The organism is Moraxella sp. K23 (genome assembly GCF_041154765.1).
Taxonomy (GTDB): domain Bacteria; phylum Pseudomonadota; class Gammaproteobacteria; order Pseudomonadales; family Moraxellaceae; genus Faucicola; species Faucicola tetraodonis.
Genome location: NZ_AP031595.1, coordinates 901011 through 924299, shown reverse-complemented (window position 1 = coordinate 924299; position 23289 = coordinate 901011). Strand labels below are relative to the sequence as shown.

The 23289-nt window shown below is 45.2% G+C and carries 13 protein-coding genes and 1 tRNA gene; 8 read left to right on the top strand and 6 right to left on the bottom strand.

Annotation, left to right across the window (positions count from 1 at the left end):
- Window positions 1-103: 103 nt before the first annotated feature.
- Complete coding sequence (locus ACAM37_RS04045; RefSeq protein WP_065263795.1) at window positions 104-727, top strand: TetR family transcriptional regulator; 624 nt, start codon at window positions 104-106, stop codon at window positions 725-727.
- 109 nt (window positions 728-836) lie between these two features.
- On the opposite strand, the gene ACAM37_RS04040 is transcribed toward ACAM37_RS04045, so the two are convergent.
- Together ACAM37_RS04040 and ACAM37_RS04035 are read right to left on the bottom strand one after the other, a co-directional pair.
- Window positions 837-5630, bottom strand: a complete 4794-nt coding sequence (locus ACAM37_RS04040; protein WP_369626639.1) for a translocation/assembly module TamB domain-containing protein — start codon at window positions 5628-5630, stop codon at window positions 837-839.
- A gap of 160 nt (window positions 5631-5790) precedes the next feature.
- Window positions 5791-9090 carry a BamA/TamA family outer membrane protein gene (locus tag ACAM37_RS04035; RefSeq protein ID WP_369626638.1) on the bottom strand — a complete coding sequence of 1100 codons (3300 nt, stop codon included), beginning with the start codon at window positions 9088-9090 and terminating at the stop codon, window positions 5791-5793.
- A 129-nt stretch (window positions 9091-9219) separates the two neighbouring features.
- On the opposite strand from ACAM37_RS04035, the gene ACAM37_RS04030 reads away from it, so the two are divergent.
- Window positions 9220-10542, top strand: coding sequence for an MFS transporter (locus ACAM37_RS04030; protein ID WP_369626637.1), 1323 nt, complete (start codon window positions 9220-9222; stop codon window positions 10540-10542).
- A gap of 262 nt (window positions 10543-10804) precedes the next feature.
- Window positions 10805-11617 carry a M23 family metallopeptidase gene (locus ACAM37_RS04025; RefSeq protein WP_135888950.1) on the top strand — a complete coding sequence of 271 codons (813 nt, stop codon included), beginning with the start codon at window positions 10805-10807 and terminating at the stop codon, window positions 11615-11617.
- A 123-nt stretch (window positions 11618-11740) separates the two neighbouring features.
- Here the strand turns inward: ACAM37_RS04025 and pdxA are convergent, their stop codons facing one another.
- Window positions 11741-12793, bottom strand: coding sequence for a 4-hydroxythreonine-4-phosphate dehydrogenase PdxA (gene pdxA, locus ACAM37_RS04020; protein WP_135888951.1), 1053 nt, complete (start codon window positions 12791-12793; stop codon window positions 11741-11743).
- Between the two features lie 313 nt (window positions 12794-13106).
- On the opposite strand from pdxA, the gene ACAM37_RS04015 reads away from it, so the two are divergent.
- Complete coding sequence (locus tag ACAM37_RS04015) at window positions 13107-13508, top strand: hypothetical protein (RefSeq protein WP_135888952.1); 402 nt, start codon at window positions 13107-13109, stop codon at window positions 13506-13508.
- A 77-nt stretch (window positions 13509-13585) separates the two neighbouring features.
- Here ACAM37_RS04015 and ACAM37_RS04010 read toward each other — a convergent pair.
- Window positions 13586-13661 (bottom strand) — tRNA-Arg (locus ACAM37_RS04010).
- 148 nt (window positions 13662-13809) lie between these two features.
- Between ACAM37_RS04010 and dnaE the strand changes: the two genes are divergently transcribed.
- From dnaE to cysE, 4 genes are all read left to right on the top strand, one after another.
- The gene (gene dnaE, locus ACAM37_RS04005) at window positions 13810-17370 is read left to right on the top strand and encodes a DNA polymerase III subunit alpha (RefSeq protein ID WP_369626636.1); all 3561 of its coding nucleotides are present in this window, start codon (window positions 13810-13812) and stop codon (window positions 17368-17370) included.
- Between the two features lie 172 nt (window positions 17371-17542).
- Window positions 17543-17887: an Hpt domain-containing protein gene (locus ACAM37_RS04000; RefSeq protein ID WP_144917791.1), complete on the top strand. Its 345-nt coding sequence runs from the start codon at window positions 17543-17545 to the stop codon at window positions 17885-17887.
- 24 nt (window positions 17888-17911) lie between these two features.
- A complete protein-coding gene (locus ACAM37_RS03995; protein WP_369626635.1) occupies window positions 17912-18748 on the top strand; it encodes an RNA methyltransferase in 837 nt (278 codons plus the stop codon).
- A 119-nt stretch (window positions 18749-18867) separates the two neighbouring features.
- Window positions 18868-19794, top strand: coding sequence for a serine O-acetyltransferase (gene cysE, locus ACAM37_RS03990; RefSeq protein ID WP_472826337.1), 927 nt, complete (start codon window positions 18868-18870; stop codon window positions 19792-19794).
- A 60-nt stretch (window positions 19795-19854) separates the two neighbouring features.
- Here the strand turns inward: cysE and ACAM37_RS03985 are convergent, their stop codons facing one another.
- Entirely contained in the window at window positions 19855-21372 is a 1518-nt protein-coding gene (locus tag ACAM37_RS03985) for a S41 family peptidase (protein WP_135888957.1), read from the bottom strand.
- Window positions 21373-21395: 23 nt separating this feature from the next.
- Window positions 21396-23018, bottom strand: coding sequence for a 2,3-bisphosphoglycerate-independent phosphoglycerate mutase (gpmI, locus tag ACAM37_RS03980; protein ID WP_369626633.1), 1623 nt, complete (start codon window positions 23016-23018; stop codon window positions 21396-21398).
- Window positions 23019-23289 lie beyond the last annotated feature (271 nt).

Here is a 23289-nt window from a genome sequence, read left to right as displayed (position 1 = left end):
ATCGCTGAGCTTCAATCATCAATCGTCAATCGTCAACGATTGTATATTTGGCGTTTTCGGCTTAGAATATTTTTCCTTATTTAACCCGCTGATTGGATACCTAATGACTAGCCGTGACTTGCAAAAACGCCAAACCCGTCAAGCCTTTTTTCAATCGGTGCTTCAGTTATCGAGGTCAGGGCATGCGTTTTCGTCGATTTCACTTCGCCAGATTAGCCGCGAAGTGGGCGTAGTGCCAACGGCTTTTTATCGACATTTTCAGGATATCGATGAGCTTGGCACCTGCTTAGTCAATGAAGAACTCGGTCACACGCTGCAAAGTCTGCGCGATCATTTGCAGCTGGGTCGCACCCGAACGCATGAAGGTCAAATTGCCTCAAGCGTGGGTTTCTTTTTAGAAAGTGTGGAGCACGCGTCATTGCACTGGCACTTTATTGTCTCTGAGCGCTATGGTGGCAACCAAGCTGTGCAAAATGCACTTGATGAGCAAATCAGCTTGTTTGCGCAAATCATGACCGATGATTTGGCGATGCAACCTGCCTTTGGACATTTAAATCAAGAAGTACGCTTGTTGATTGCAGATATGGGCGTGAATATGTATTTTTCTTGGGTGTATCAATGGCTCAAATTTGACCCCACAGAGGTACAAGGTAAACAAGATTATCTCAATCGCTGTATCAAACAGGCGCAAGTGCTGTTTTATGGCGTCCGTAATTGGTGTCCTTAACCAAAACTTAAGCTAAAAAACAGTAAAACCAACAAACCGTGAAACCAACAAACAGTGAAACCAAAAAAGGCTGAGCATTAACTCAGCCTTTTTACTGTTTATCAACCCATTAATAGCGCCAGTTATAAATCAAATCGACAGAGTTATTGATGGCAGATTTAGACTCAATATACAAGCGTCTTGTTAATTGATAACGCATACTAAGCTCAGGTCGCGAGGTGAACACGCCTACCCCATAGCGTATAAACAAGTCTGGCGTGATATACCCTGTTAGACTGACCAAAGTATCATTGCCCGAGCCATTGGCGTCTAACGTTAAACGCTGCAACCCAAATGCCTGACCAATTTGGTTGGTAAATTTGCGCGTTCCGCTTAAGCCATAACTTAACCCTGCTGCGGCAATGGTATTGTTGACGCGGTTTCTAAAGTCTTGTTCGTTGGTAGTTTGACCTGAATTGTTATTTAGGCTACCCGTCACCAACGCATTCATCGCCTGCTGTTCACTGAGTCCGCCATTATTAAACACGGTGATACTTGGCGTGCTGGCACTACCTTTGACTTTGACGCCCACTTGTACACCTTGCACATCTTTAACTGCCTCTACGTTTAGCAGTGGTTTCATCACTTCACCATTGAACCGAACTTGCGCAAAGTTTAGATTCAAGCTTTGCCCAAACACTTCGACTTTTGAGCGGCGTGATACTTGCACCACCCCTTCTGCTTTCATGGTGCCTTGACCGCGCTGGGTGATATGCAGCGCACCCGCCAATGGTAAGCGTGCCCCAAAACCTTGGAAACTTATGCGCTCGCCGAGATCGACACCCACATCCGCGTTGATATTCCAAGGTTGGGTGACTTTTAGTACGTCATCAATCTGACCCATCAAGCGTCTATCAATCACGTTAACATCTGGGGATTTGCTCACCACATTGCCTGTGGCCTCAGGGGGGCGAATGGTGGCGCGAGGCACATCAATCACGCCGACGATATTCACGTAGCGCTGGCTAGGTTTGACAATCACATCAAAAATTGGATTAATAATGGCAGTAATCGCAGGCGGCTGACTCACTTGCAAGTCTTTACCTTGCAGCTTCAGCTTGGCTTGCAGCTCACGTGTCCAGTCAACTGTACCGGTAATGGTGCCTTGACCATCGCCTGCACTGGCAAAAGACCCGTCAATAGAGGCTTGATTGCCTGCCACGTGCGATAACACATTAATCTTATCAAAGCGCATCGGCACGCCTGTGATGCTAAGACCGGCATCTTGTAGCTCAATATCGCCAACAAATTTGGGCTGCATTAATGAACCACTGATTTTACCTGCCACTAGACCGTTACCTGTCAAACGTTCAAACGATGGGAAGAAAGGTTTAAATACCGCCAAGTCAATATCTTGAAAAACAACGGTGCCTGAAATCGGTTTTGACTGTATGTAGGGATTGACGGTGGCGTCCAAATAACCATTGCCCGCGCCATTGGCTGTTTTGATATCTGCACGAAGTTTTAGCCCGTCTGCGGTTGAACGCGCAATGACACTGATACGCTCATAGGCAATGGTCGTTGGATTTTCTTCAGGGGTTTGTGCTGCCGTACCAAATACGCCGTTATCGGTAAAGAAGCTGGCATTGATACTGGGTCGTTGGTTCTTCTGCCAATGAACGAGTGCGGTGCCGTTGAGTTTTCCTGACCAAGCGATATCACGCGGCATCACCACAGAGAAAATTTGGCTATCAATTTGTTGCACGCTGACATCGACATTGCCTTGCTCATTACTCACAACGAGGTTGTTTTTTAGACAAAGGCTGCCGTTTTGCCCAACCATTTGCCAGCAGTGTGCCGCCATTTGCACATTCAGGTTTTGCCAGCCCAATAGCATTTGTGCGGGTTGTAGCTGTTGCAGCTTGGCATATTTGGTACCAATTTGTCCATTACCGAGCAGACCCGACCACTGTTTTTTGGCAAGATCGATACGACCTTTGAGCGTCGCTTGCACTTGTCCTTTGGTACTATCTGCTTTGACATCCAAGGTGTGATTGTCTTGGGTACCGTTAAAATACAGTTGCACAGAGCGCAGCGGTTGATTGGCGATGTTGATACCCGTTGCAGTCAATTGCAACTGACTGGGTGATTTGGCAAGATTGACCAATTTACCGGTGACTTTGGCATCGAGTACCACAAAGTTTGGCAGTGAAATGTTACGCCCGACTAAATCCACATAGATGTTAGGCAGGGCTTGGTTGTTATCTTGGGTTAAGACAATACCGCCTTTAACGATACCTTTTAGCTGCGGCATGAGCTGATTGAGTGTGCTGATATCGACACTGGTCACCAGTTGGTTTTGGTTGCCATTGGCGGTGATGCGATTGCTACCCCATTGTACCAGCAGATTATTGGCTTGCAGACTTTCAACAAGACGGCGGATTTGTCCGTATTTTTGATTATTGGCGCTATTTTCAATGACTTGGCGCAGCGTGCTGAGGTCTTTTGGCAAATTCAGTTTTGCGGTCAATTGACCCGTTGCCAATAATGGTTGATTTTTTAGTCTGCCTTTGAGGTTCATATTGGCGATATGAATGTACTGAGCGCCTGCCCGCCAATAGCCATCGGTATTGATGGTGCCGGTGATTTGGCTTGGCAGACTTGGCACAAAATAGCTGGCATCAAAATTTTTCATGTCGGCATTGATATGCCAGCCGATACCATTGGTCATATCAATGCTACCGTTGGCATTGATATAGCCTTCTTTACCTTGATGGCTAAATTGATTAATTTTAAGCTGTTGTGGCGTGCCTGCAATATCAAATTTAAACGAGCCTGCGGGTACGTTTGGCGCATTGAGGCTACCATCAAATTTGGCGGCGATATAAGATAACTTATTGCCGAGTACATCGGCACGTACTTTGCCTGCGCCTTTTAACGCTAAGTGTTTTTTGCTATTGTTGGCGCCCAATAAATCCCCTGTCATGTCAATTTGGTTGATAGTGACATCATGACGGTTCAACACCGCTCGATTGGCTTGGCGGATCTGTTGCAGGGTGCCGCTGGCAACCACATTGCCCGTTAAGTCTTGCAGCGGGATGCTATTTAAAATGCCGTGTGCGTTTAAATGATTGGTTTTGGCATTGATTTGCCAAGCTAACGGCTGATTGCCGCTCGCTAGTTTAATTTTACCATTGCCTGCCAAATTACCTGCCACGCCTTGATACAGCAATTGAGTGATATCAACCAGCTGACCTGTTTTGTTGACATTGACTTGATAATTACCGCTTGGGGCTTGATTGAGCTTTAGTATATTGGCATTGACTTGGGCTTGTACACTGCTGGCTCGCTTGCCGTCTGCCGGCTGAAAAATCACGTGCGCTTTGCCATTGGGACTGTTAAGCTCACCAATACTCGGTAGATTGTGACGTATTAGCTGTTGCCAATTGGCATCGATTGTATAAGGTTTACGGTTGCCTTTGGCTTGTCGGATATCGGCATTGATAATTTCACCATCATTTTGGCGCAGATTTGCCCGTACTTGCATCGGCAATTTATCGGTTGCCACATCATAGACGATGCCTAATTTGCCTGTTAAAGTCTCTGGCGCATAGGGGGCGATGTCTTTTGGCAACAACTGACGAATGTTAAAGCCATTACCTGTATTCATCAGGGCAATACGGGTGCGGTCATGCCAATCAATCGTGCCTTGACTCGTTAATGTGCCTTGCGCGACTTTAGCCGTGAGGTATTCGATACTGAGTTTTTGATTGGCGATCACGCCGCGACCTTGGTAATGCCCATCGGGGATATCTTTGGCAGTCAAATCAGCATTGATACGCAGCTGGATATTATTGGTCACCCCTGTCGCGGTCGCTAGTCCATTTTTTAGGTGGATGTTTTGACTGGTGGCATAGGGTAATAACACATCTTTCCATTCAAGTTTGGCATTAAATGGCGCGTTTTTATCCATCGGCTGCGCTGTTACATGCCCAGTAACATCCGATTGATTGTATTTACTATTTATATCCGCGGTCAAAAATTTCAAACTGCCTGTGGCATGGGTATCAAGCGCATCGACATACACTTTTGACAATGAATTGACGATGACCAGTCCTGTTACATCCAGCGGATAATCCTGCTGCAGGTCAATTTTGCCTTTGATTTTATCAACGCTTAATAAATTGTTATACGCCAATTTGCCTTCGCCAACCGTGATTTGGGTATCATACCAAGTAAACTTTTGGATATGCGCTTGTTTAAAATCGATGGGGTCGCGAGTCACTTGCTGATAGCGCACTAAATTTGCTTTTACATCATCTAAGGTTAAGTTAACAGGCAGTGCAATGCGTGGGTAATCAAAGGGTTTATTGGAAGGGGTTTTTTTATAGGTGATGACCATGCGATTGATGTTGGCTTCACGCAGATGCACTTGTTTATTGATAAGGGCGCGCCAGCCAATTTTGACATAGGCTTTATCAACGGTGACTTCGACATAATTTTTGGGGGGATTGTCAGGGATTTTAACATCATACACCCAGATACCATCACGAAGATTGCCTTTGCCGTATGTTAGGCTGATACCTGTTTCTTGAACGATGGCATTGATAAGTAACCGTGTACCCCACGGGGTGCCGACGGCATAATAAGCCCCTAACAAAATTGCAATCAAAATAACGGCTAACACCATCACAATTTTGCTGATAAAACCCTGTCGATACCAGTGCCGAAGCCAACCCGCCTCTTTTTTTGCAGGGTCTAAATCATCACTGATTGCCGTATCCGAGTTTTTTATGTCTAAATCTTTTGCTGCCAGATTTTTAGCTGCTGGATTGTTATCTACCAACGATTTATCGTCAGGCTTAGTGACATCTGTATCTGTGCCATCTTCGGGTAACGGTTCGTTGTTGTTGTCGTCTTTCATTAATATCGCAAATCAATCGTTGGCTAACTACAAAAACACAGGTTCTATGCGCTGTATATGGGCGGTATATTGGATAAACCTTCCATACTAGCAAAGTTTTATCCAAAAATCTTGACTAAAAACCTTGCACAAAATAATGCCGTGATTTTTAGCCAAACTGTTATAGCGGTGAACCGATAAAGAAGTGTAAACGGACATCGTTGTTATCGCCTGTCAGACCTTTTGCCACATCGAGCCGTACCAAGCCTATCGGTGATTGCCAGCGGATACCTGTACCGATACTGACCGCCGTTGCGTTATCATATTCGCCAGTTGTATCATACGCATTACCAAAGTCAGTAAACACAGCGCCACGAAAGCTCGGTCTAAACTCATAGTTATACTCTGCTGAGCCTACCGCTAAGGCATCACCGCCGACTAAGAAATTTTCGCCGCCATAGGTCGGTGCTAAACTATCGGTGTTGTAGCCGCGGATACTAGAATCACCGCCTGCAAAAAAGCGTGAACGATAAGGCACATCATAAAAATCACCGCTATATAGATAGCCCAAATCCAGTCGCCCAATCACTTGTTGTTTGTTATCTTTGCCAAAAGTATACATCCCCGTGCCACCTGCACGTAGAATGGCCATATTGGTGTCACTCAGTGCCCCTTTAGCACCGACTTCAAGCGAATAACGTTGGCTATAACCCCACATTGGCGTCAGCATATTGTCTGCTACCGTTTTATTAATTGCATAACCCGCTAACAAGGCTTGTTGGGTATAATCCGATGCGTAGTTGTTAAAAGGATAAGGCAAGCTATCGGTGCTATATTTTTCAGGATCGACTGTGAGTTTATCGCCGCGGTAGCGCAGCGAATAGGTGCGATTCCAACCACTATCATGATAAATATTGCGGGCGATACTGGCATAGACCGTGTCCGCTTCAAAGGTGTTGACTAGGTCATCAACTTCTTTGTGTTGATAGCCGACTGTGCCTGTTAGTTTATCGTTGAGGGGATGCTTATAGGGTAAACTGGCATTAAATTCCACCGCTTGATCGACTTTAGATAATGCTACTGATGCCCCAGTCTGCAAGCCACTTCGGTTAACCAAGTTGTTTTGATATTTACCAGTCAAGCGCACGCCCACATCCGTTTCATAACCCAAACCCAACTGTGCCTCATGCGGCTTGGTGGCATTGAGTACCACATAGGTTGGGATTTGCTTTGTTTCATACACTTGTTGTGGCGTGAGCTTTGGTATGACTTGGTCTTCTCGTGGTTTGATAGGTAAGTCTTTGTCTTTATCCAGTTTTTTTGCCGTTTTACTGACCGCATTGGCGATGACCACCAGCGGATTTTTACTTTTATTTTCAGCCTCGGGTGATAACTCCATATCTTCGGGTGCGGCCAATAAGTTTTTGGCTTTTCGGCTGATGGCATTGAGACGTTGTTCGGTCGAGTCATCGACTTCAAATTGAATCGGCGCAATGTCATTGGGGTCTTGCACCTGATTGACGGTTTTTTGTGTCGTGCTATCGACAGTACCTGCGGATTGAAGTTCCGATGACTGATTTTGAGATGAGTTACTTTGAGCTGAGTTGCTTTGAGATGCGAGACTTTGATCGGTTGAATTGGCGGGTGAAATACCGGCGGCTGTATCAGAAGTGTCAGCGGTATTGTCGGCTGTGGTATTGCTGCTGTTGGCATCGCTGAGTGTCGCCGAGCCCGATTGTTCAAATGCGATATCACTTGCTGCTTCGTCCGATGGCATGATGACATCCACATCCACCCCATTAAAATAACGGGTGGCAGTCAAGTTGTTGGTAAATTCGCTGACAAAGGGTTGATAGTAGGCATCGCCTTTTTGGTACGTCATTAAGGCTTTCATTAGCTTTGGCTTTAAAGGCAGTTTATCTGGGTCATCGGTCAAATTGCCTTGCTTATCAATGCTATATATTTTTATATCATCAAAGTGATAGCGAGTCTTTGTGTCATAAATTAGGTCAACATCCGCGGTATTGTCCGGCAAAATAATATCCACCGAACTATTGAGCCATTTGGCATCGAAGTAACCATTGGTTTGCGCGACACCTTCAATCGTGGCCTTTGCGGCTTTATAGATACCATGACTGAACACATCCCCTTCTTTGGGCGGGATTTCTTTTTCTATCACAGGATACACCGGCAGGGCGTTATCGCCTTCCCCACCTTCACCACGGATATCAATGATGCGATTTTGCACGATGACGGGTTTGCCGACCTCTAAGCTGACTTGGATATTGTCTTTGCCTAGATGTTTAAAAGCAATTTTAGTGTCATAAAAACCCACCGCCTCTGCCGCATCTTTGGCAATTTGGCGTAATTTGTTCACACTGGCATTAAAATCCGACACCGATTCGACGGTCACTTTTTCCAATGCTGCCTTGATATTGCGCGCAGGCTCAAGTTTGGCATCTGCATTGGCAAAGCTGATATCAATATAGTTTAGCCCTTCGCCGCGACCAATGATTTTGTTCTTCAAACGCGCCACGATGCCTTGCGACTCTGCGGTCACGGTTGAGTTGGCTTGTGGGGTGGTCAATGCCGTTGTTTGCTGTTGATAGGCGGGCAAGTAATCATTGGGATTGATGGTGTCGGTGGATTTGATATTGCTGGCATCATTGGCAACGCCTTGATTACTAACATTCTGATTAGCAACATTTTGGTTAGCGATATTTTGATTAGATAAATTGGTTTGCTCGCTCACCTTTTGATTAATCGCGTCGAAATTCTGTTTTTCGGCGGTCAGCTGCTCAGTGACTTGCGCTTGGGATTGGGTATTTACGGGTGCAGGCTTGCTATTGTTGATTTGATTGGCAACCGACTGCGGTGTTGCTTGGTCTAATGCTTTACTGTAGCCGACACTAGGTTGATTTTGTTTCAACGTCGCCACAGGTTGGTTAAAATTATTAAAGTCTGCCAAGGTCTGATTATCGAGCTGTTGACCAATTTTATCTTCAACACGCTGCTGATTGAGTTGATACAGATAAGGCTGGGCGGTGTTGGCATCGGTTGTGATGCTGTCTTGCGCAGTTGCCGCAGGGATGGCATTTTGCGCCGTGCTACCCTTGCTGTCATTGGCGGTGGTCTGCGCTGCGCTGCTAGTGGTTAGCGTGCTATTCGTCGCTGAGCTATTAGCTAAAGTATTAACTGTGCTGTGAGCTGAAGTATTAGCTAAACTATTAATAGTAGCTGACATTATTGGCGTTTGTGCCCCCCAAGCAGGCACTACACCCACACTAACCAAGGTAATTGCCAAACGTATGGGGGTCAAGCGAAACAGCGAATGATTTGATACGCTAGAATGGGCGGGGCTCTGGCAAGGATTTGACGGACAAGGATTGGACGATAGTGGAGAGCTGGCATAAAAAAAACTAAACGGGTTATCGGTCCATGGGGTTGACGGACGATAGGGTAGCAAATTTATTGGTTTCATGATAAAAATCAAATCCTTGAGCGAGCACTAGGCGATTTTAGCATAAACATTTTACTAACCAAACATTTTCGCAACCCTTTGTAAAATATTTGTTAAGATAGTCATCATCAGACATTTCTAGGATTGCTCATGAGTACCCAATTTGCGCTTTTTAAATACAAACGCTTTAGCGCCATGTTTGCTACCCAGTTTTTAGGGGCATTTAATGACAATGTATTTAAGCAAGGTTTGATTCTAGTACTGACCTTTATGGCAGCGGCAAAATTGGGGATGCGTGTCAGTTTGCTCAACAATCTGGCGGCGATGCTATTTGTATTGCCGTTTTTTTTGTTTTCCGCCTTGGCGGGTCAAATTGCTGATAAATATGAAAAATCTTGGCTGACAAGGCTGATTAAAATCCTTGAAATCGTCATCATGGTAGTTGCCGCATTTGGGTTTGTGTTTGAGATTTATCCGCTATTATTTGTTGCGTTATTTTTGATGGGCACCCATTCGACGTTTTTTGGTCCTATCAAATATGCTTATCTACCCCAAGCCATGACTACCGATGAGTTGGTAGGAGCCAATGGGCTGTTCCAAATGGGCACGTCACTGGCTATTTTGACAGGGATGATGCTGGCTGGCGTATTGATGAAATTAGACAGTCCGCTGTTTTGGATATCTGGGGTGACGGTTTTTGTGGCGATTATGGGCTACTTGGCTTCTCGGTTTATTCCCGTCATGACTGCGCCACAGCCTGATTTGACCATCGACTGGAATATCTTTCGTACTAGCTGGCAAACCATCGCCAATCTATATCGTTTGCCGATTATGTGGTTTACCATTTTGGGTAATAGTTGGTTTTGGTTTTATGGTGCCACGTTTTTGACCCAAGTACCTGAATTTAGTAAGTCTATTTTGCTAGGCGATGAAAGCGTCGTGATATTTTTATTGACGCTGTTTTCTGTCGGTACGGCGCTCGGCTCACTGTTATGTAAAACGCTGACCAAAAACCAAGTGAGTTTAAAGCTGTTGCCCTTTGGGATTGCAGGATTGACGATTTTTGCGATTGACTTGTATTTCACGCTTTCAGCGATGCATTTGCCGCCACTCGCCAACAACGCACACTATAGTATCGGTATGATTTTTGCCACGCAGGGTGCTATGCGTGTGTTTGTCGATTTGTTTTTATTGGGTTTTTCAGGCGGTATTTATATTGTACCTTTATACGCTTATATGCAAGCTTATTCACCTGAAACAAGCCGTGCTCGCATTATCGGTGCCAACAATATTTTAAATGCCGTATTTATGGTGGGTTCGGCGATTTTTTCGATTGTTTGTTTGACGCTAGTTAACGTGAGCCTGCCGATGCTATTTGCGATTGTCGGTGTGATAAATTTGATCATGGGCATTTGGCTATTTTTAAAACTAAAAAAATATAGCCCTGCCAAGCCCTTTATGATTCATGAATAACACTCTATCGCCCTATTTAATCGCCCCGTTAAATAGTCAGTATAAATAGCTAGCAATGCTAGGCAATGGATGAATGGCAAGCAATGGATAAATAAGGGGTTTTGCGCCATTTTTTCATTTGAGTCCAAAATGTTGCTATTTGTTATCGTTTGGCAAAGAAACGTTGTTGTTAACTTCAGTTACTTTGTAAGTGGTTAAAAGTTAGTTACTATACCCTGACTTGTTGTAATTTTTTTTGTATCACTTGCTAGGAATGACTGTTATGCTTGCCACTTATAAAACCCTGTGCACGCCCAAACTGGTAAAACTCAGTGCGATAGCCTGTACGGCGGTGTTGATGACCGCTTGTGCTTCACAGAAGATCACGACCGTGGATAAGCGCCCTGTGTATGTACGGGGTGTCCCCAACTATTATATTGTCAGAAACGGCGATACTTTAAGCAAAATCGCCACCACTTATGGACTAGATTATCGTCGGGTTGGCGCGCTCAATGGGCTCGATAGCAACTATACCATTTATCCAGGGCAACGCTTGATTTTAACCTCAGCAAGCAATCCCACTTCTTATCGCCCAACAACCATTCGCCCGGTGACGGTCAATCAATCATCCCGCCCGTCTAACCCGACTTATTACCCGCCTAGACAAGCCAATAATTCATCAACCCCGTTACCGATGCCAAACCAAGTCATCGTGCCAACCAGCAGCTTGTCACAAGGTTGGTTACGTCCTACCACTGGCAATCTATTGCGACCGTTTAACCAGCAAACAGGTACGCTGGGTATGTGGTTTGGCGGACAAGCCGGCGCAAATGTTGTCGCCAGCCAGCCAGGTACGGTGCTGTATGTCGGTAGTGATTTGCCAGAATATGGCAAATTGATACTGATTCAGCACAACAGCGACTACATTAGTGCCTACGCGCATTTGGGAAATTTTGCTGTACAAGAGCGCCAAACGGTGCAAGCGGGTCAAACCATCGGTACCGTTGGGACGGACAATAATTTGAATCAACCTGCTGTTGAGTTCCAAATTCGTTATCGTGGCACGCCAGTCAATCCTGCCAGTTATTTAAAATAATTAAATAGCTGCTTAAAATAGTTAAAAATCTATTTAAAATATCGCAATAAAAAAGCCAATCCATGACGATTGGCTTTTTTTGTGAGCCTAATTATCGGTGAGGATAATTATCGGTGAGAATGATTAAAGGGCAATCGCGGTCGCCATGTTATTGGCATAGCCAATCGCATGATACAGACTATCGGCACTCGCTTTGCCTGTCCCTGCCAAATCCAGCGCCGTGCCATGATCGACTGAGGTGCGAATATAAGGCAACCCTAAAGTGATATTCACCGTTTCGCCAAACCCATGTGATTTGAGCGGCGCCAGTCCTTGATCATGATACATGGCGATAATAGCATCGGCAGTGGCGATATGCTTTTGGGTAAACAAGGTATCGGCTGGCATCGCCAAACTAATATCGATACCTTGATCGCGATAGTGCTGTAACACAGGATTGATGATGTCAATTTCTTCTCTGCCTAGATAGCCGCTTTCCCCAGCATGAGGATTGAGTCCACAGACCAATATTTTTGGGTGAGTACGACCAAATTTTTGCTGACAATCATGGATGACAATATCAACGGTTTTTGCCACTTCTTCGTGGGAAATCGCATCGGCGACCGCTCGCAGGGGCAAATGGGTGGTGACTAACGCCACTTTCATCAGGTTATTGGCGAGCATCATCACCACTTTATCCAGCCCCGACTGCTGCATAAAAAATTCGGTATGCCCCATAAAATCTGGCAACACAGTCATAATCACCGATTTTTGTAGTGGCGCGGTGACAATTGCAGCGACTTGTTTGCTGATGGCGAGCTTATGCGCCAGTTGCAGCTGTGCGATGACCATTCGCGCGTTATGCGGATTTAGCTGCCCTGCTACCACAGGTTCTGCTGTCGGCACATCCACCACCAAAATAGTGTCATGCGCTGACGGTTGAGCAATTTGCGCTAAATCTTTTAACTCATGTAACTCATCCATCGCTAACTGTTGAATCACCAACCCCTGTTTTACAGCGCCTTTTTGTTTGAGCTCACTATACCTTTCTTGTAGCGCGTTGATATCTGCCAACACAATGACAGCGCGATTGGGCAAATTTAATTGCTGTTTGTCGGCAAGCATCAATATGATATCCATGCCGATGCCCGCAGGTTCGCCCGAAGTAATTACTAAGGGAAGACTTTGAATGGTCATTTTTATACCTTTTGATAAACACTGATAAAGCTATCAGTTAATATTTTATGAATTTATTACCAAGGATGGGGCTTATGGTTAAGTTGATAAAATAGTCTCATGTTAATGAGTTCAACTAAAACCCTAATTAAGCGGATGATTGTTAGCGATTACCAATGGTTTGATTAAATGAAATCTAATTATTTGGGTAATGTTAAGTAAGTATTGTATACCCAATGAGTTTGCTATTATTAACTTAATTTAAATCAGTGTATAATAGCACTACACTTTACTGTCAATCCTGTATTTTACTGTTGTTATCAATGGAGTCCTTATGGCTACCTACAAACATATTAACCAAAAAGTTGAAAAAATGTGTCAGCAATCTGGAGATTTTTCAGTTCACGTACCACAAGTCATGCAGCGCCGCATCTATATGATGGCAAAACAAAACCCCCTCAACAATGCCAAAGAAATGAAAGAAATGGAACGTATGGTGACTGAAAAACCCATCGCATTTTTTGAATCTTGGACGCAAATGGCTTGGCAAGCGCTCGTTGCCCAGCAAAATATTGGGCAATTAATGTTTTCAAATTGCATGAAATTAAGCTTGGGTCAACCGATTTCATTGGAAAACTTCTTTTATGCTGTCAACCAAGAAGCCCTGCATGTATTGGAAAAAGGGATGCACCCTATTTATAGCCGCGTGGCAGCCAATGCCAAACGTTTAAGTTAAGTTTTACTTTTTTCAACCAAACCCAATAATTTTTTATTGGGTTTTTTTATTTTTATAGGTTTTGATGTCAAAAAAACTGGTACGCCCAGCGGGACTTGAACCCACGTCGGTCGCTTAGGAGGCAACTGCTCTATCCAGTTAAGCTATAGGCGTAAAGGTCTGCTATTTTAGCATATTAAATCGTAAATGCTTAGCATCCGCTGATACTTTTTAGGCATTTTGTTGCTGATTTTGTAGGTTCGCAGTTTGGCAATTCATAGTATAATAGTGGGCTAAAGACGAACCGCGATAAAGGCAATCCATGGCATTTGTACACTTTGGTATTCACACCGAATTTTCTATCACTGACTCGATTGTACGCATCAAAGCGCTGGTCAAAGCTGCCAAAGCCGATAACCAACTGGCGCTTGCCATTAGCGATTTATCCAACCTGTATGCCACAGTCAAATTTTATAAAGCTTGCTTGGATGCCGGCATTAAGCCAATTATTGGCTCAGAGGTTTTGCTTGAAAATGATAGTACGACAGTAACGCTACTTGCCAGCAACCAAATCGGCTACAAGAATTTGACCAATATCGTGTCAAAGGGCTTTGTCGATGGTCAAGTAATGGGCAAACCGATTATTCAGCGTGACTGGATTTTTGAGCGCAGTGAAGGGGTGATTGTGCTGTTCACCGAAAAATCAGACGTCGGTCAAGCCATGTTATCAGGTCACCCAGAAAAAGCCGATAGCCTACTACAACAATGGCAAACCATATTTGCCGATCGTGTCTATTTTGCCATTAAACGCACCCAACGCGCCAACGAAGACCGTTTTATCGAGCAAGCCATTCGCATGTCCAATACCTTTGATGTGCCTATCATTGCCCATAATGACGTGCGTTTTTTAACAGAAGATGATTTTGAAGCGCATGAAGCACGGGTGTGTATCGCCAATTCGCAAGTGCTTGCCGACCCCAATCGCCCACGTGATTATTCCTCTGAGCAGTATTTAAAAACCCAAGATGAGATGACTGCCCTGTTTAGTGACATGCCAGCGGTGATTGATAACACCTTGGATTTGGCAAAACGCTGTAACGTCATTATTCCTATGGGTCATCACGATTTACCCGAATTCCCCATTCCCGAAGGCGATACCATTGAAACTTTCTTTCGGCGCACCGCCCAAGAAGGTCTAGAAAAACGCCTTGAGAAACTCTACCCCATCGAAAAACGCGACGACAGTTGGGCAGAAAAACGCAAGCCGTATGATGCGCGTTTGGAGTTTGAACTCACGACGATTTTGAATATGGGTTTCCCCGGTTATTTCTTAATCGTGATGGACTTTATCCGCTGGTCAAAAGCCAATGATGTGCCTGTAGGTCCTGGTCGTGGCTCAGGCGCGGGGTCATTAGTGGCGTATTCGCTCAATATCACCGACTTAGACCCGCTAGAATATGACCTACTGTTTGAACGGTTTTTAAACCCTGAGCGGGTATCCATGCCAGACTTTGACGTCGATTTTTGTATCGAAGGGCGCGACCGCGTCATTGATTATGTGGCGCAAAAATACGGACGAGAAGCAGTATCCCAAATCATCACCTTTGGTACGATGGCGGCAAAAGCGGTGGTGCGTGATGTCGCGCGCGTTCAAGGTAAATCGTATGGTCTTGCTGATAAAATCTCCAAACTTATCCCCAAAACCCCAGGTATTTCGCTGGCTGAAGCGGTTGAAGCTGAACCGCAGCTCAAAGATTTGCTTAACAATCCTGACAACATGGATTATGAAGATGCCAATGAGATTTGGGAAATGGCGGTACGGCTCGAAGGGATTACCCGGGGCGTTGGTAAACATGCAGGGGGCGTACTTATCGCGCCGACCAAAATTACCGATTATAGCGCCATCTATTGTGATGAAGAGGGTCATCCCGTCAGTCAGTTTGATAAAGACGATGTGGAAGCAGTTGGCTTGGTAAAATTTGACTTTTTGGGTCTGCGCAATTTAACGGTGATTAATGCGGCGGTTAAAAATATCAATGCACGCCGCGCTAGAGAGCAACAGCCGCCGCTTGATCTTGAGACTTTACCCTTAGACGATAAACCCACCTATACGCTGCTACAAGATGCCCATACCACGGCTGTATTCCAGCTTGAAAGTACCGGCATGAAAAAATATTTGGCCAAGCTTAAACCGACCAATATTGAAGACGTTATCGCCATGTGTGCGCTGTACCGCCCGGGTCCACTCGATGCCGGGATGGTCGATATGTACATTGACCGTAAACACGGCCGCGAAGAGGTCATCTATGACCATGACCGACTTGAGCCGATACTGGAAAATACCTATGGGGTGATTGTCTATCAAGAACAGGTAATGCAAATCTCACAAGCGATGGCAGGCTATAGTCTAGGCGGTGCCGATATGCTACGCCGCGCGATGGGTAAGAAAAAACCTGAAGAAATGGCAAAACAGCGCAGTATTTTTGTGGAAGGGGCAATTGATCAGGGCATCGATGATAAACTTGCAGGTGGCGTGTTTGATTTGATGGAAAAATTTGCCGGCTACGGGTTTAACAAGTCACACTCAGCGGCATATGGTGTGTTAGCCTATCAAACCGCCTATTTAAAACACTACTACCCTGCCGAATTTATGGCGGCGGTCATCACCTCGGATATGAATAATACTGATGGCGTGGTGTTTTTTATCAATGATTGCCGCGAAAATTTTGGTTTAAAAGTAGAAAACCCCAGTGTTAACCACTCCAATTGGGCGTTTGTGCCGATCAACCCGACGACCATTGTGTATGGGTTAGGCGGTATTAAAGGTGTCGGTGAAGGTGCCGTAGAGTCTATTGTGGAAGCGCGAAACGCGGGCGGTGAGTTTACTGATTTGTATGATTTTTGCCGCCGTGTTGACACACGAAAAGTCAATAAACGCACCCTTGAAGCATTGGTTAAAGCAGGCTGTTTTGATAGTTTTGCGCCAAAATTACGACCTGATTTGCCTGCGGATGAAGCTTATCACATCCGTGGCGCGTTACTTGCCGAATTACCAAAAGCGGTACAGGCAGCCGAGCAACAGCGCAGCAATGACAGCCTAGGGATGATTGATTTGTTTAGCGATATACAAGAAGTCACTGCGCCGCCCCCATTGCCCCGTGAGCCTGTTTGGACAGATGCTGAACGCTTAAAAGGCGAAAAAGACACGCTAGGACTTTATCTCACTGGTCACCCGATTGATAGTTATCGCGATGAGTTAAAACGCTATACGCCAAAGACATTGGGCGATTTAAGCGAAACCAGCTATGGCGAAACCGTATTTTTTGCAGGCTTGATACTCGATGTGGCAAACTTTGGTAATCGCTCAGTGATTACCTTAGATGACGGTACAGGTCGTATCGAAGTGAGTTGTTATGCCGAGCGTTTTGCCCGCGTCAAAGATAAGCTTAAAGTCGAAACCGTGGTGATTATCGACGGCTCTATTCGTGAACGCGATGGCACGTTTTATGCCAGCCTACAAGAGGTAATGACTTTAACCGATGCGCGCAAACGCTGGCTCAAAAAAATCAGCATCAAAATTGCAGGTCATGATATGGCACTGTTTGAACAGATACAGCAATTGTTAGCGACCGCCAATAACTCAACAATTCATTACTTATCGCATCAGTTGAATCACCCTGCCGACAATGCCCAATTTGTGGACAATCAGCCCGCCAATGCATCGGCGCAATTAGGGGTACCGATTAATCTATGTGTGTATAACGACTATGCGATTGCCCATCTTAATATGCCAACGCATTGGCAAATTGTGCCGACAGAAGAGAATTTTGGCAAACTCAAAAGCTTGGTCAATGAAGAAGATTTGCATTTACATTTTAGTTAGCGTCTGATTTTGGTGAATTTGGCCGATAAAACCATCATGCGATAAACGTTTGTATCCTTTAAACTGACTTTCATCAAAGTTTTGATAAAATTCAATGAGATATGGGCTAAAATAAGCCAATCAAATTTAATCAATGATGTTTTATTTAATGTCCCATCAACAGGAAACTCATATGACTCAGCCATCCCATATCAGCTTACCCCAGTTTGAAGAATTAAGAGCGTTACTTGACGAAGATTTTGTCGATTTGATTCATACTTATATGCAAGATAGCTTACAACGTTTATCGGAAATGGAGACAGCGTATGCTAACTTAGACAACCGTTTGGGGTATAATGCAGCGCACGGCTTAAAAGGCGCTAGCTCTAACCTTGGCGCTACCGAGCTGACCGAACTTTGTTATAAACTGCAAGAAATCTGCCGCACGGGTCATATCAATCAACACCAACAATTGATTGAAGAAATCAAAGCGGAATGCCATGCAGTGAATGACCAAATACAATCACTTATTGCGTAACGACTGGCTAAAATTTGACGACCCATGGTAACGACTGACACTAACGCTCCCCAGCAACCCTTCTCAACCCTTGCAGCATTTTTAGCTGGTATTCGCATTGTGATGGTAAATACCACCTTGCCTGCCAATATCGGCTCTGCCGCGCGCGCCATGCACACCATGGGTCTGACGCAGCTCACGGTAGTGGCGCCCAAACTACCGATTGATGAAGATGCCTATGCCCATGCCGCAGGTGCCAAAGCAATTTTAGATACTGTGACTATTTGTGACACCCTTGAGCAAGCCTTGCAAGATTGCCACTGGGTGATTGCTACCAGTAGTCGCCAACGCCATATTCCAAGACCCGTATTATCGCCCCGACAAGCGGCTGAATTGATGGTCACTAATTTTCAAAACCTTGGCGATTTAATGACAGACTCTGCGCATCGCAATTGGCAACTTGCTATTGTGTTTGGTCGTGAAGATCGCGGTTTGACCAATGAAGAGCTGCAATTGGCCGACTACCATATTCAAATTCCTGCCAATGCGCAGTATGGGGTGTTAAATGTGGCAGCTGCGGTTCAAGTGATTGCCAGCGTTTTTTACGAAACTGCCGAATTGGCATTGACAGCAAAAACAACGGCTGAAAAATCCATTGATTTGACTTTTCGCCAGCAGTGGGATGAGCCGCCTATCTCAAATGAGCAGCGTTTACAGCTAGAAAATAGGCTGTTGGCATTGCTGGAGAATTTAGATATCTACAACCCTGCCCAATCTAAAGTGATGCCTCAGCGTATTAATCGACTGCTTAGTAGATTACAGCTTGATATCAAAGAATATCAGTTACTGCAAGCCACCATCGCAAAATTACTTAAATCCTAAGCTTGTTTAAAATTTTCAAGCAATTGATGAGTTCGTGATATCATAATCACTTAAAATTTTTAAAATCGGTAGTCAGTATGTTGTCCGTCATCCAAAATTTATCCAAAAAGACCCAGACCATCAAAGCAGAGTTACAAGAGGACATCCAAGCGGTATTTGACCGTGACCCTGCGGCACGTAACACCCTTGAAGTGCTGTTGACTTATCCTGGCGTCCATGCGCTATTGATTCACCGTGTCGCCCACAGTATGTGGCAACACAATAACAAAGGCTTGGCACGGTTTGTATCCTTTGGCAATCGATTTTTGACCGGGATTGAGATTCACCCTGCAGCAAAAATTGGGCGTCGATTCTTTATTGACCATGGCATGGGGGTGGTCATTGGTGAAACCGCTGAAATAGGTGATGATGTTACCTTGTATCATGGCGTCACGCTCGGTGGGGTATCATTAAATGAAGGCAAACGCCATCCCACACTGGAAGATGGCGTGGTTGTCGGTGCAGGTGCCAAAGTATTAGGCGGATTTACCGTGGGTAAATATGCCAAAATCGGCTCCAATGCTGTCGTTGTCAAAGAAGTGCCTGCCGGTGCGACCATGGTAGGCGGTGCCGCGCGTTTGATTCATGATAAAGCCAAAGCAGAGCAAATGGGGCTTGATAGCTTGGCAAATAATGGGGTAACCCCAGCTGACGACTATATCGAAAAAACCGTCATCGAAAAAACAACCGATGCTGAGCAGATGAAAGCGGTTGAACAAACCTATATTAATACTTCCGCTACCAATGAGGATGATTGCAATAAAATTAAGTTAGAGCAAGCGGGCGTTTTTCATCAATATGGGATTGACCCCAATACCCAAGACCCTGTGGCAATGACTTTTATCAAAATGCTCGAGCACATTCGCCAGTCTGAAGCACGCCTTGATGAATTGCAAAGTGCGATGTGCAAATTGGATCCAAATTTCTGCAAAAAACACTATACCAAACTTGATGTGCGTGATTTGGATGCCGTCGATCCGCAATTTTTTATGGAAGATGAATTGTAAAATAAATTCCACCCGATGATAAATATGAGAGGTTATTAGGTGACTGCTTAGGTGATTAGCTTAGAAAGACTGGGGCGTTGGCGTAGGTTTAAGTAAAAATTGATTGCTTCGTTTGGTGGTTTGCAAATCCGCTAATACCTGATCTAGCCAACCCGTTTCTGCACCCGTCAAAGTCACATCGGGTTTGACGCCTACGCCATCAATTTTCTCGCCTTTACTTGAGTAATAATGAGCGACCGTTAGCTTTACCGCTTCGTTGTCATTAATGGGTACAATGCTTTGGATAGAGCCTTTACCATAGCTAGTTTCGCCATACACCTTGGCACGTTGGTTGTTTTGTAGCGCACTGGCTAATACTTCAGCCGCCGAAGCAGAATAACGATTTTGCAACACGACCAGCGGTAAGTCGGCAAATTGGGCTTTGCCGTGCGTGCGCATCACCTCTTGTATGCCCTGACGATTTTTAATCTCCACCACCACTTTATCGTTCATAAATAAGCTTGCGATATCATTGGCAGCTGACAACACGCCACCTGGGTTATTGCGCAAATCGAGTACCAGCACGTTAAACGGCTGATTTAATTTGGTAAGTGCCATTAAAAATTGCTGCTGAGTATTGTTTTGAAATACAGGGATTTGCACCACCGCAATACCATTAATGATGTTGGCACTCATGGCTTGTTGTTGGACCAAGGTTCTTTGCACCACCACCAGATGTTTACGACGACCTTTATCCGATACCAACAACCGAGCCGTCGTCCCTGCGATGCCTGTCAGCAGCTGATCGACATCTTGCGAGGTTCGGGTGCTGTCTAGCTTATTATCATTGATTTGATGTAAATAATTGCCAAGCTGAATACCCGCTTTTGCAGCAGGCGAGTTGGGGAGGACGTCATCAAACACCCAGCTATCTACATCGGCATGAAAACTCACACTCACGCCAATACTGCCAATATCGCCTTCGGTAAACAACCTTAAGTTTTCAAACGCGTTTGCATCCAGATATTCAGAATAAGGATCGAGCGCAGCTAAAGTGCCTGCCATCGCGTTGGCAAACAGGGATTCATCATCGACATTCGTCACATAGTTTTGACGGATGATATCAATCATTTTGACAAATTTTTCGACCGTGACGGGTGATACCGCCCCCAACGCCACTTGCTGGATTTGCCCAGAGGCTGGCGCGATGGGCTGAGTCGCTGGATTTGGCTGAGTGGCGGGATTAGTCACCATAGGCGTGGTTGACGTAATATCCACTTCCCCGCCATCGTCAGCGCCGTCATCCGTCAAATTGTCGTCATCAGCGCCATCGGGTATACCATCATGTGCATTCACCACACTAACGGGCACGGCAGTAGGATTGACACCTGCAATCGCCTGAGTGATTGCAGGTTTTAATGCCGTTTTATTGTTTTTTGCCGCAACTGAGGCGGCAGAAGTAACAGTTGGTTTGACAGGCGCACTGACAGTCGGTCGGCTAGCAGCATAACTCAATGAACCTATCCCCCACAATGCCAGCACGATAACGTGTCTTTTGAACGTAAGGTTGGATAGTGGTTTGAGACGCTGCGTTACCATAGGATAGTTGTACCCATTAACTGTTAGTTTGCTACGACTAAGCTTTCACCTGTCATTTCGGCAGGTTTGGCAAGGTGCATTAAGTCCAATAGTGTTGGCGCGACATCCGATAGCTTACCACCCGTGCGAATGTGCACGGTGTCAGGTGCTTGCTCATTGACATAAATAAATGGCACTAGCTCTGTGGTATGCTGGGTGTGCACCTGTCCGCTATCATAATCCTGCATTTGCTCGACATTGCCATGGTCAGCGGTGATCAGCAAATGCCCCTGATTGGCAATCACACAATCGGCAATGGTTTTCACACAGTTATCTAACGTTTCGACAGCTTTGACAGCGGCATCGAACACGCCGGTGTGCCCTACCATATCGCCATTGGCATAATTCACAATCAGTACATCATACGCGCCCGAATTGATGGCATGGGTCAATTTTTCAGTGACTTCTGGCGCACTCATTTCCGGTTGTAAATCATACGTAGCAACCGCAGGCGAGTTGACCAAAATACGCTGCTCCCCTTCAAACTCTGCTTCGCGCCCACCACTAAAAAAGAAAGTCACGTGCGCGTATTTTTCGGTTTCAGCAATGCGCAGTTGGGTTTTACCTTGCGATTGCAAATACTCGCCCAATGTGTTGGTTAGCGATGTCGGTTCAAAGGCGATACTGGTCACGTCATTGTTTTGTAATTCATCGGAGTATTTGGTCAGCATCACAAATTTTGACAGCGTTGGCAGTTTTTCACGCGTAAAGCCATCGAAATCAGCTGAAACCAGTGCTTGGCTAATTTCGCGGGCGCGGTCGGCACGAAAATTCATAAAAATCACACTGTCATTGTCTTGGATAGTACCAAAGTCAGCGTTTTGGTTAGCATAACGCACCCAAGTCGGTTTGACGAACTCGTCACTTTCACCTGCGCCATACGCTACGCTAATCGCCTCAGCGCCTGACTGCACCACCCGTTCTGCTTTGGCTTGGGTCAGCAAATCATACGCTTGCTGTACCCGATCCCAACGTTTATCCCGATCCATTGCAAAATAGCGACCAATAAGACTGACCAAATAAGCCGTGCCCTCATATTGCTCGTTAAGCGTGGCAAGCGCTTGTTGTAATTGTGCAACATAATTGTCCGCACTTTTAGGTGGCGTATCACGGCCGTCCAAAAATGTATGGATAAAGACCTGCTTTGCACCCTGCTGCAATGCCAGCTCCACCATCGCGACAATATGATCTTGATGCGAATGAACTCCCCCGTCGGATAACAATCCCATGATATGCACATTGGCTTGTCGGTCATTGGCAAGCTGCACTGCTTCGGTTAATGCAGGGTTGCTAAAAAATTGTTGTTCGCGGATTTCTTTATGAATACGAGTAGAGTCTTGATACAAAATACGACCTGCACCCAAATTCATATGCCCGACTTCAGAGTTACCAAATTGCCCTGCGGGTAAACCCACGTCTTCACCTGATCCTGAAATCAACCCATGGGGATAATGCTGATACAAATAATCAAGGTTTGGGGTGTGCGCCGCGGCAATCGCATTATCACGCTGATCTTCGCGATGTCCAAAACCATCTAAAATCATCAACACATGGGGGATTTTTTTAACCGTCGATTGATGGGTAACCGAGTTAGACGCTTGATTCATTGTTGCCTCTAGAAAAGCTAAAATAAGGAAAATACAAAACTGGTATTAAAAAAATTTTGAAAATTATAGCATAGCTCGCTCCATCTCTTTAACCCAGATTTTGCGTCATTCTGTTAACTGCAAAGCCTGTTAAATGCTAAGCCTGTTAACTGTTAACTGCTAAGCGATATGATGAGAGCAAAAACCTTGTGATGTGTGTTGACGATTTCAATGGTATTTTGACCGTCAACTTTGATTAATTTAATCAATCATTGAATTAACGAGCGAGCTT

Excerpts from the sequence above, each read along its gene's own strand:
- pdxA (WP_135888951.1), bottom strand. The coding sequence starts at position 12,793 with ATGACCATTCAAAGTCTTCCCTTAGTAATTACTTCGGGCGAACCTGCG.
- ACAM37_RS03985 (WP_135888957.1), bottom strand. The coding sequence starts at position 21,372 with ATGGTAACGCAGCGTCTCAAACCACTATCCAACCTTACGTTCAAAAGA.
- ACAM37_RS04030 (WP_369626637.1), top strand. The coding sequence starts at position 9,220 with ATGAGTACCCAATTTGCGCTTTTTAAATACAAACGCTTTAGCGCCATG.
- ACAM37_RS03995 (WP_369626635.1), top strand. The coding sequence starts at position 17,912 with ATGGTAACGACTGACACTAACGCTCCCCAGCAACCCTTCTCAACCCTT.
- ACAM37_RS04045 (WP_065263795.1), top strand. The coding sequence starts at position 104 with ATGACTAGCCGTGACTTGCAAAAACGCCAAACCCGTCAAGCCTTTTTT.
- ACAM37_RS04035 (WP_369626638.1), bottom strand. The coding sequence starts at position 9,090 with ATGAAACCAATAAATTTGCTACCCTATCGTCCGTCAACCCCATGGACC.
- ACAM37_RS04025 (WP_135888950.1), top strand. The coding sequence starts at position 10,805 with ATGCTTGCCACTTATAAAACCCTGTGCACGCCCAAACTGGTAAAACTC.
- dnaE (WP_369626636.1), top strand. The coding sequence starts at position 13,810 with ATGGCATTTGTACACTTTGGTATTCACACCGAATTTTCTATCACTGAC.
- ACAM37_RS04000 (WP_144917791.1), top strand. The coding sequence starts at position 17,543 with ATGACTCAGCCATCCCATATCAGCTTACCCCAGTTTGAAGAATTAAGA.
- ACAM37_RS04015 (WP_135888952.1), top strand. The coding sequence starts at position 13,107 with ATGGCTACCTACAAACATATTAACCAAAAAGTTGAAAAAATGTGTCAG.
- ACAM37_RS04040 (WP_369626639.1), bottom strand. The coding sequence starts at position 5,630 with ATGAAAGACGACAACAACAACGAACCGTTACCCGAAGATGGCACAGAT.
- gpmI (WP_369626633.1), bottom strand. The coding sequence starts at position 23,018 with ATGAATCAAGCGTCTAACTCGGTTACCCATCAATCGACGGTTAAAAAA.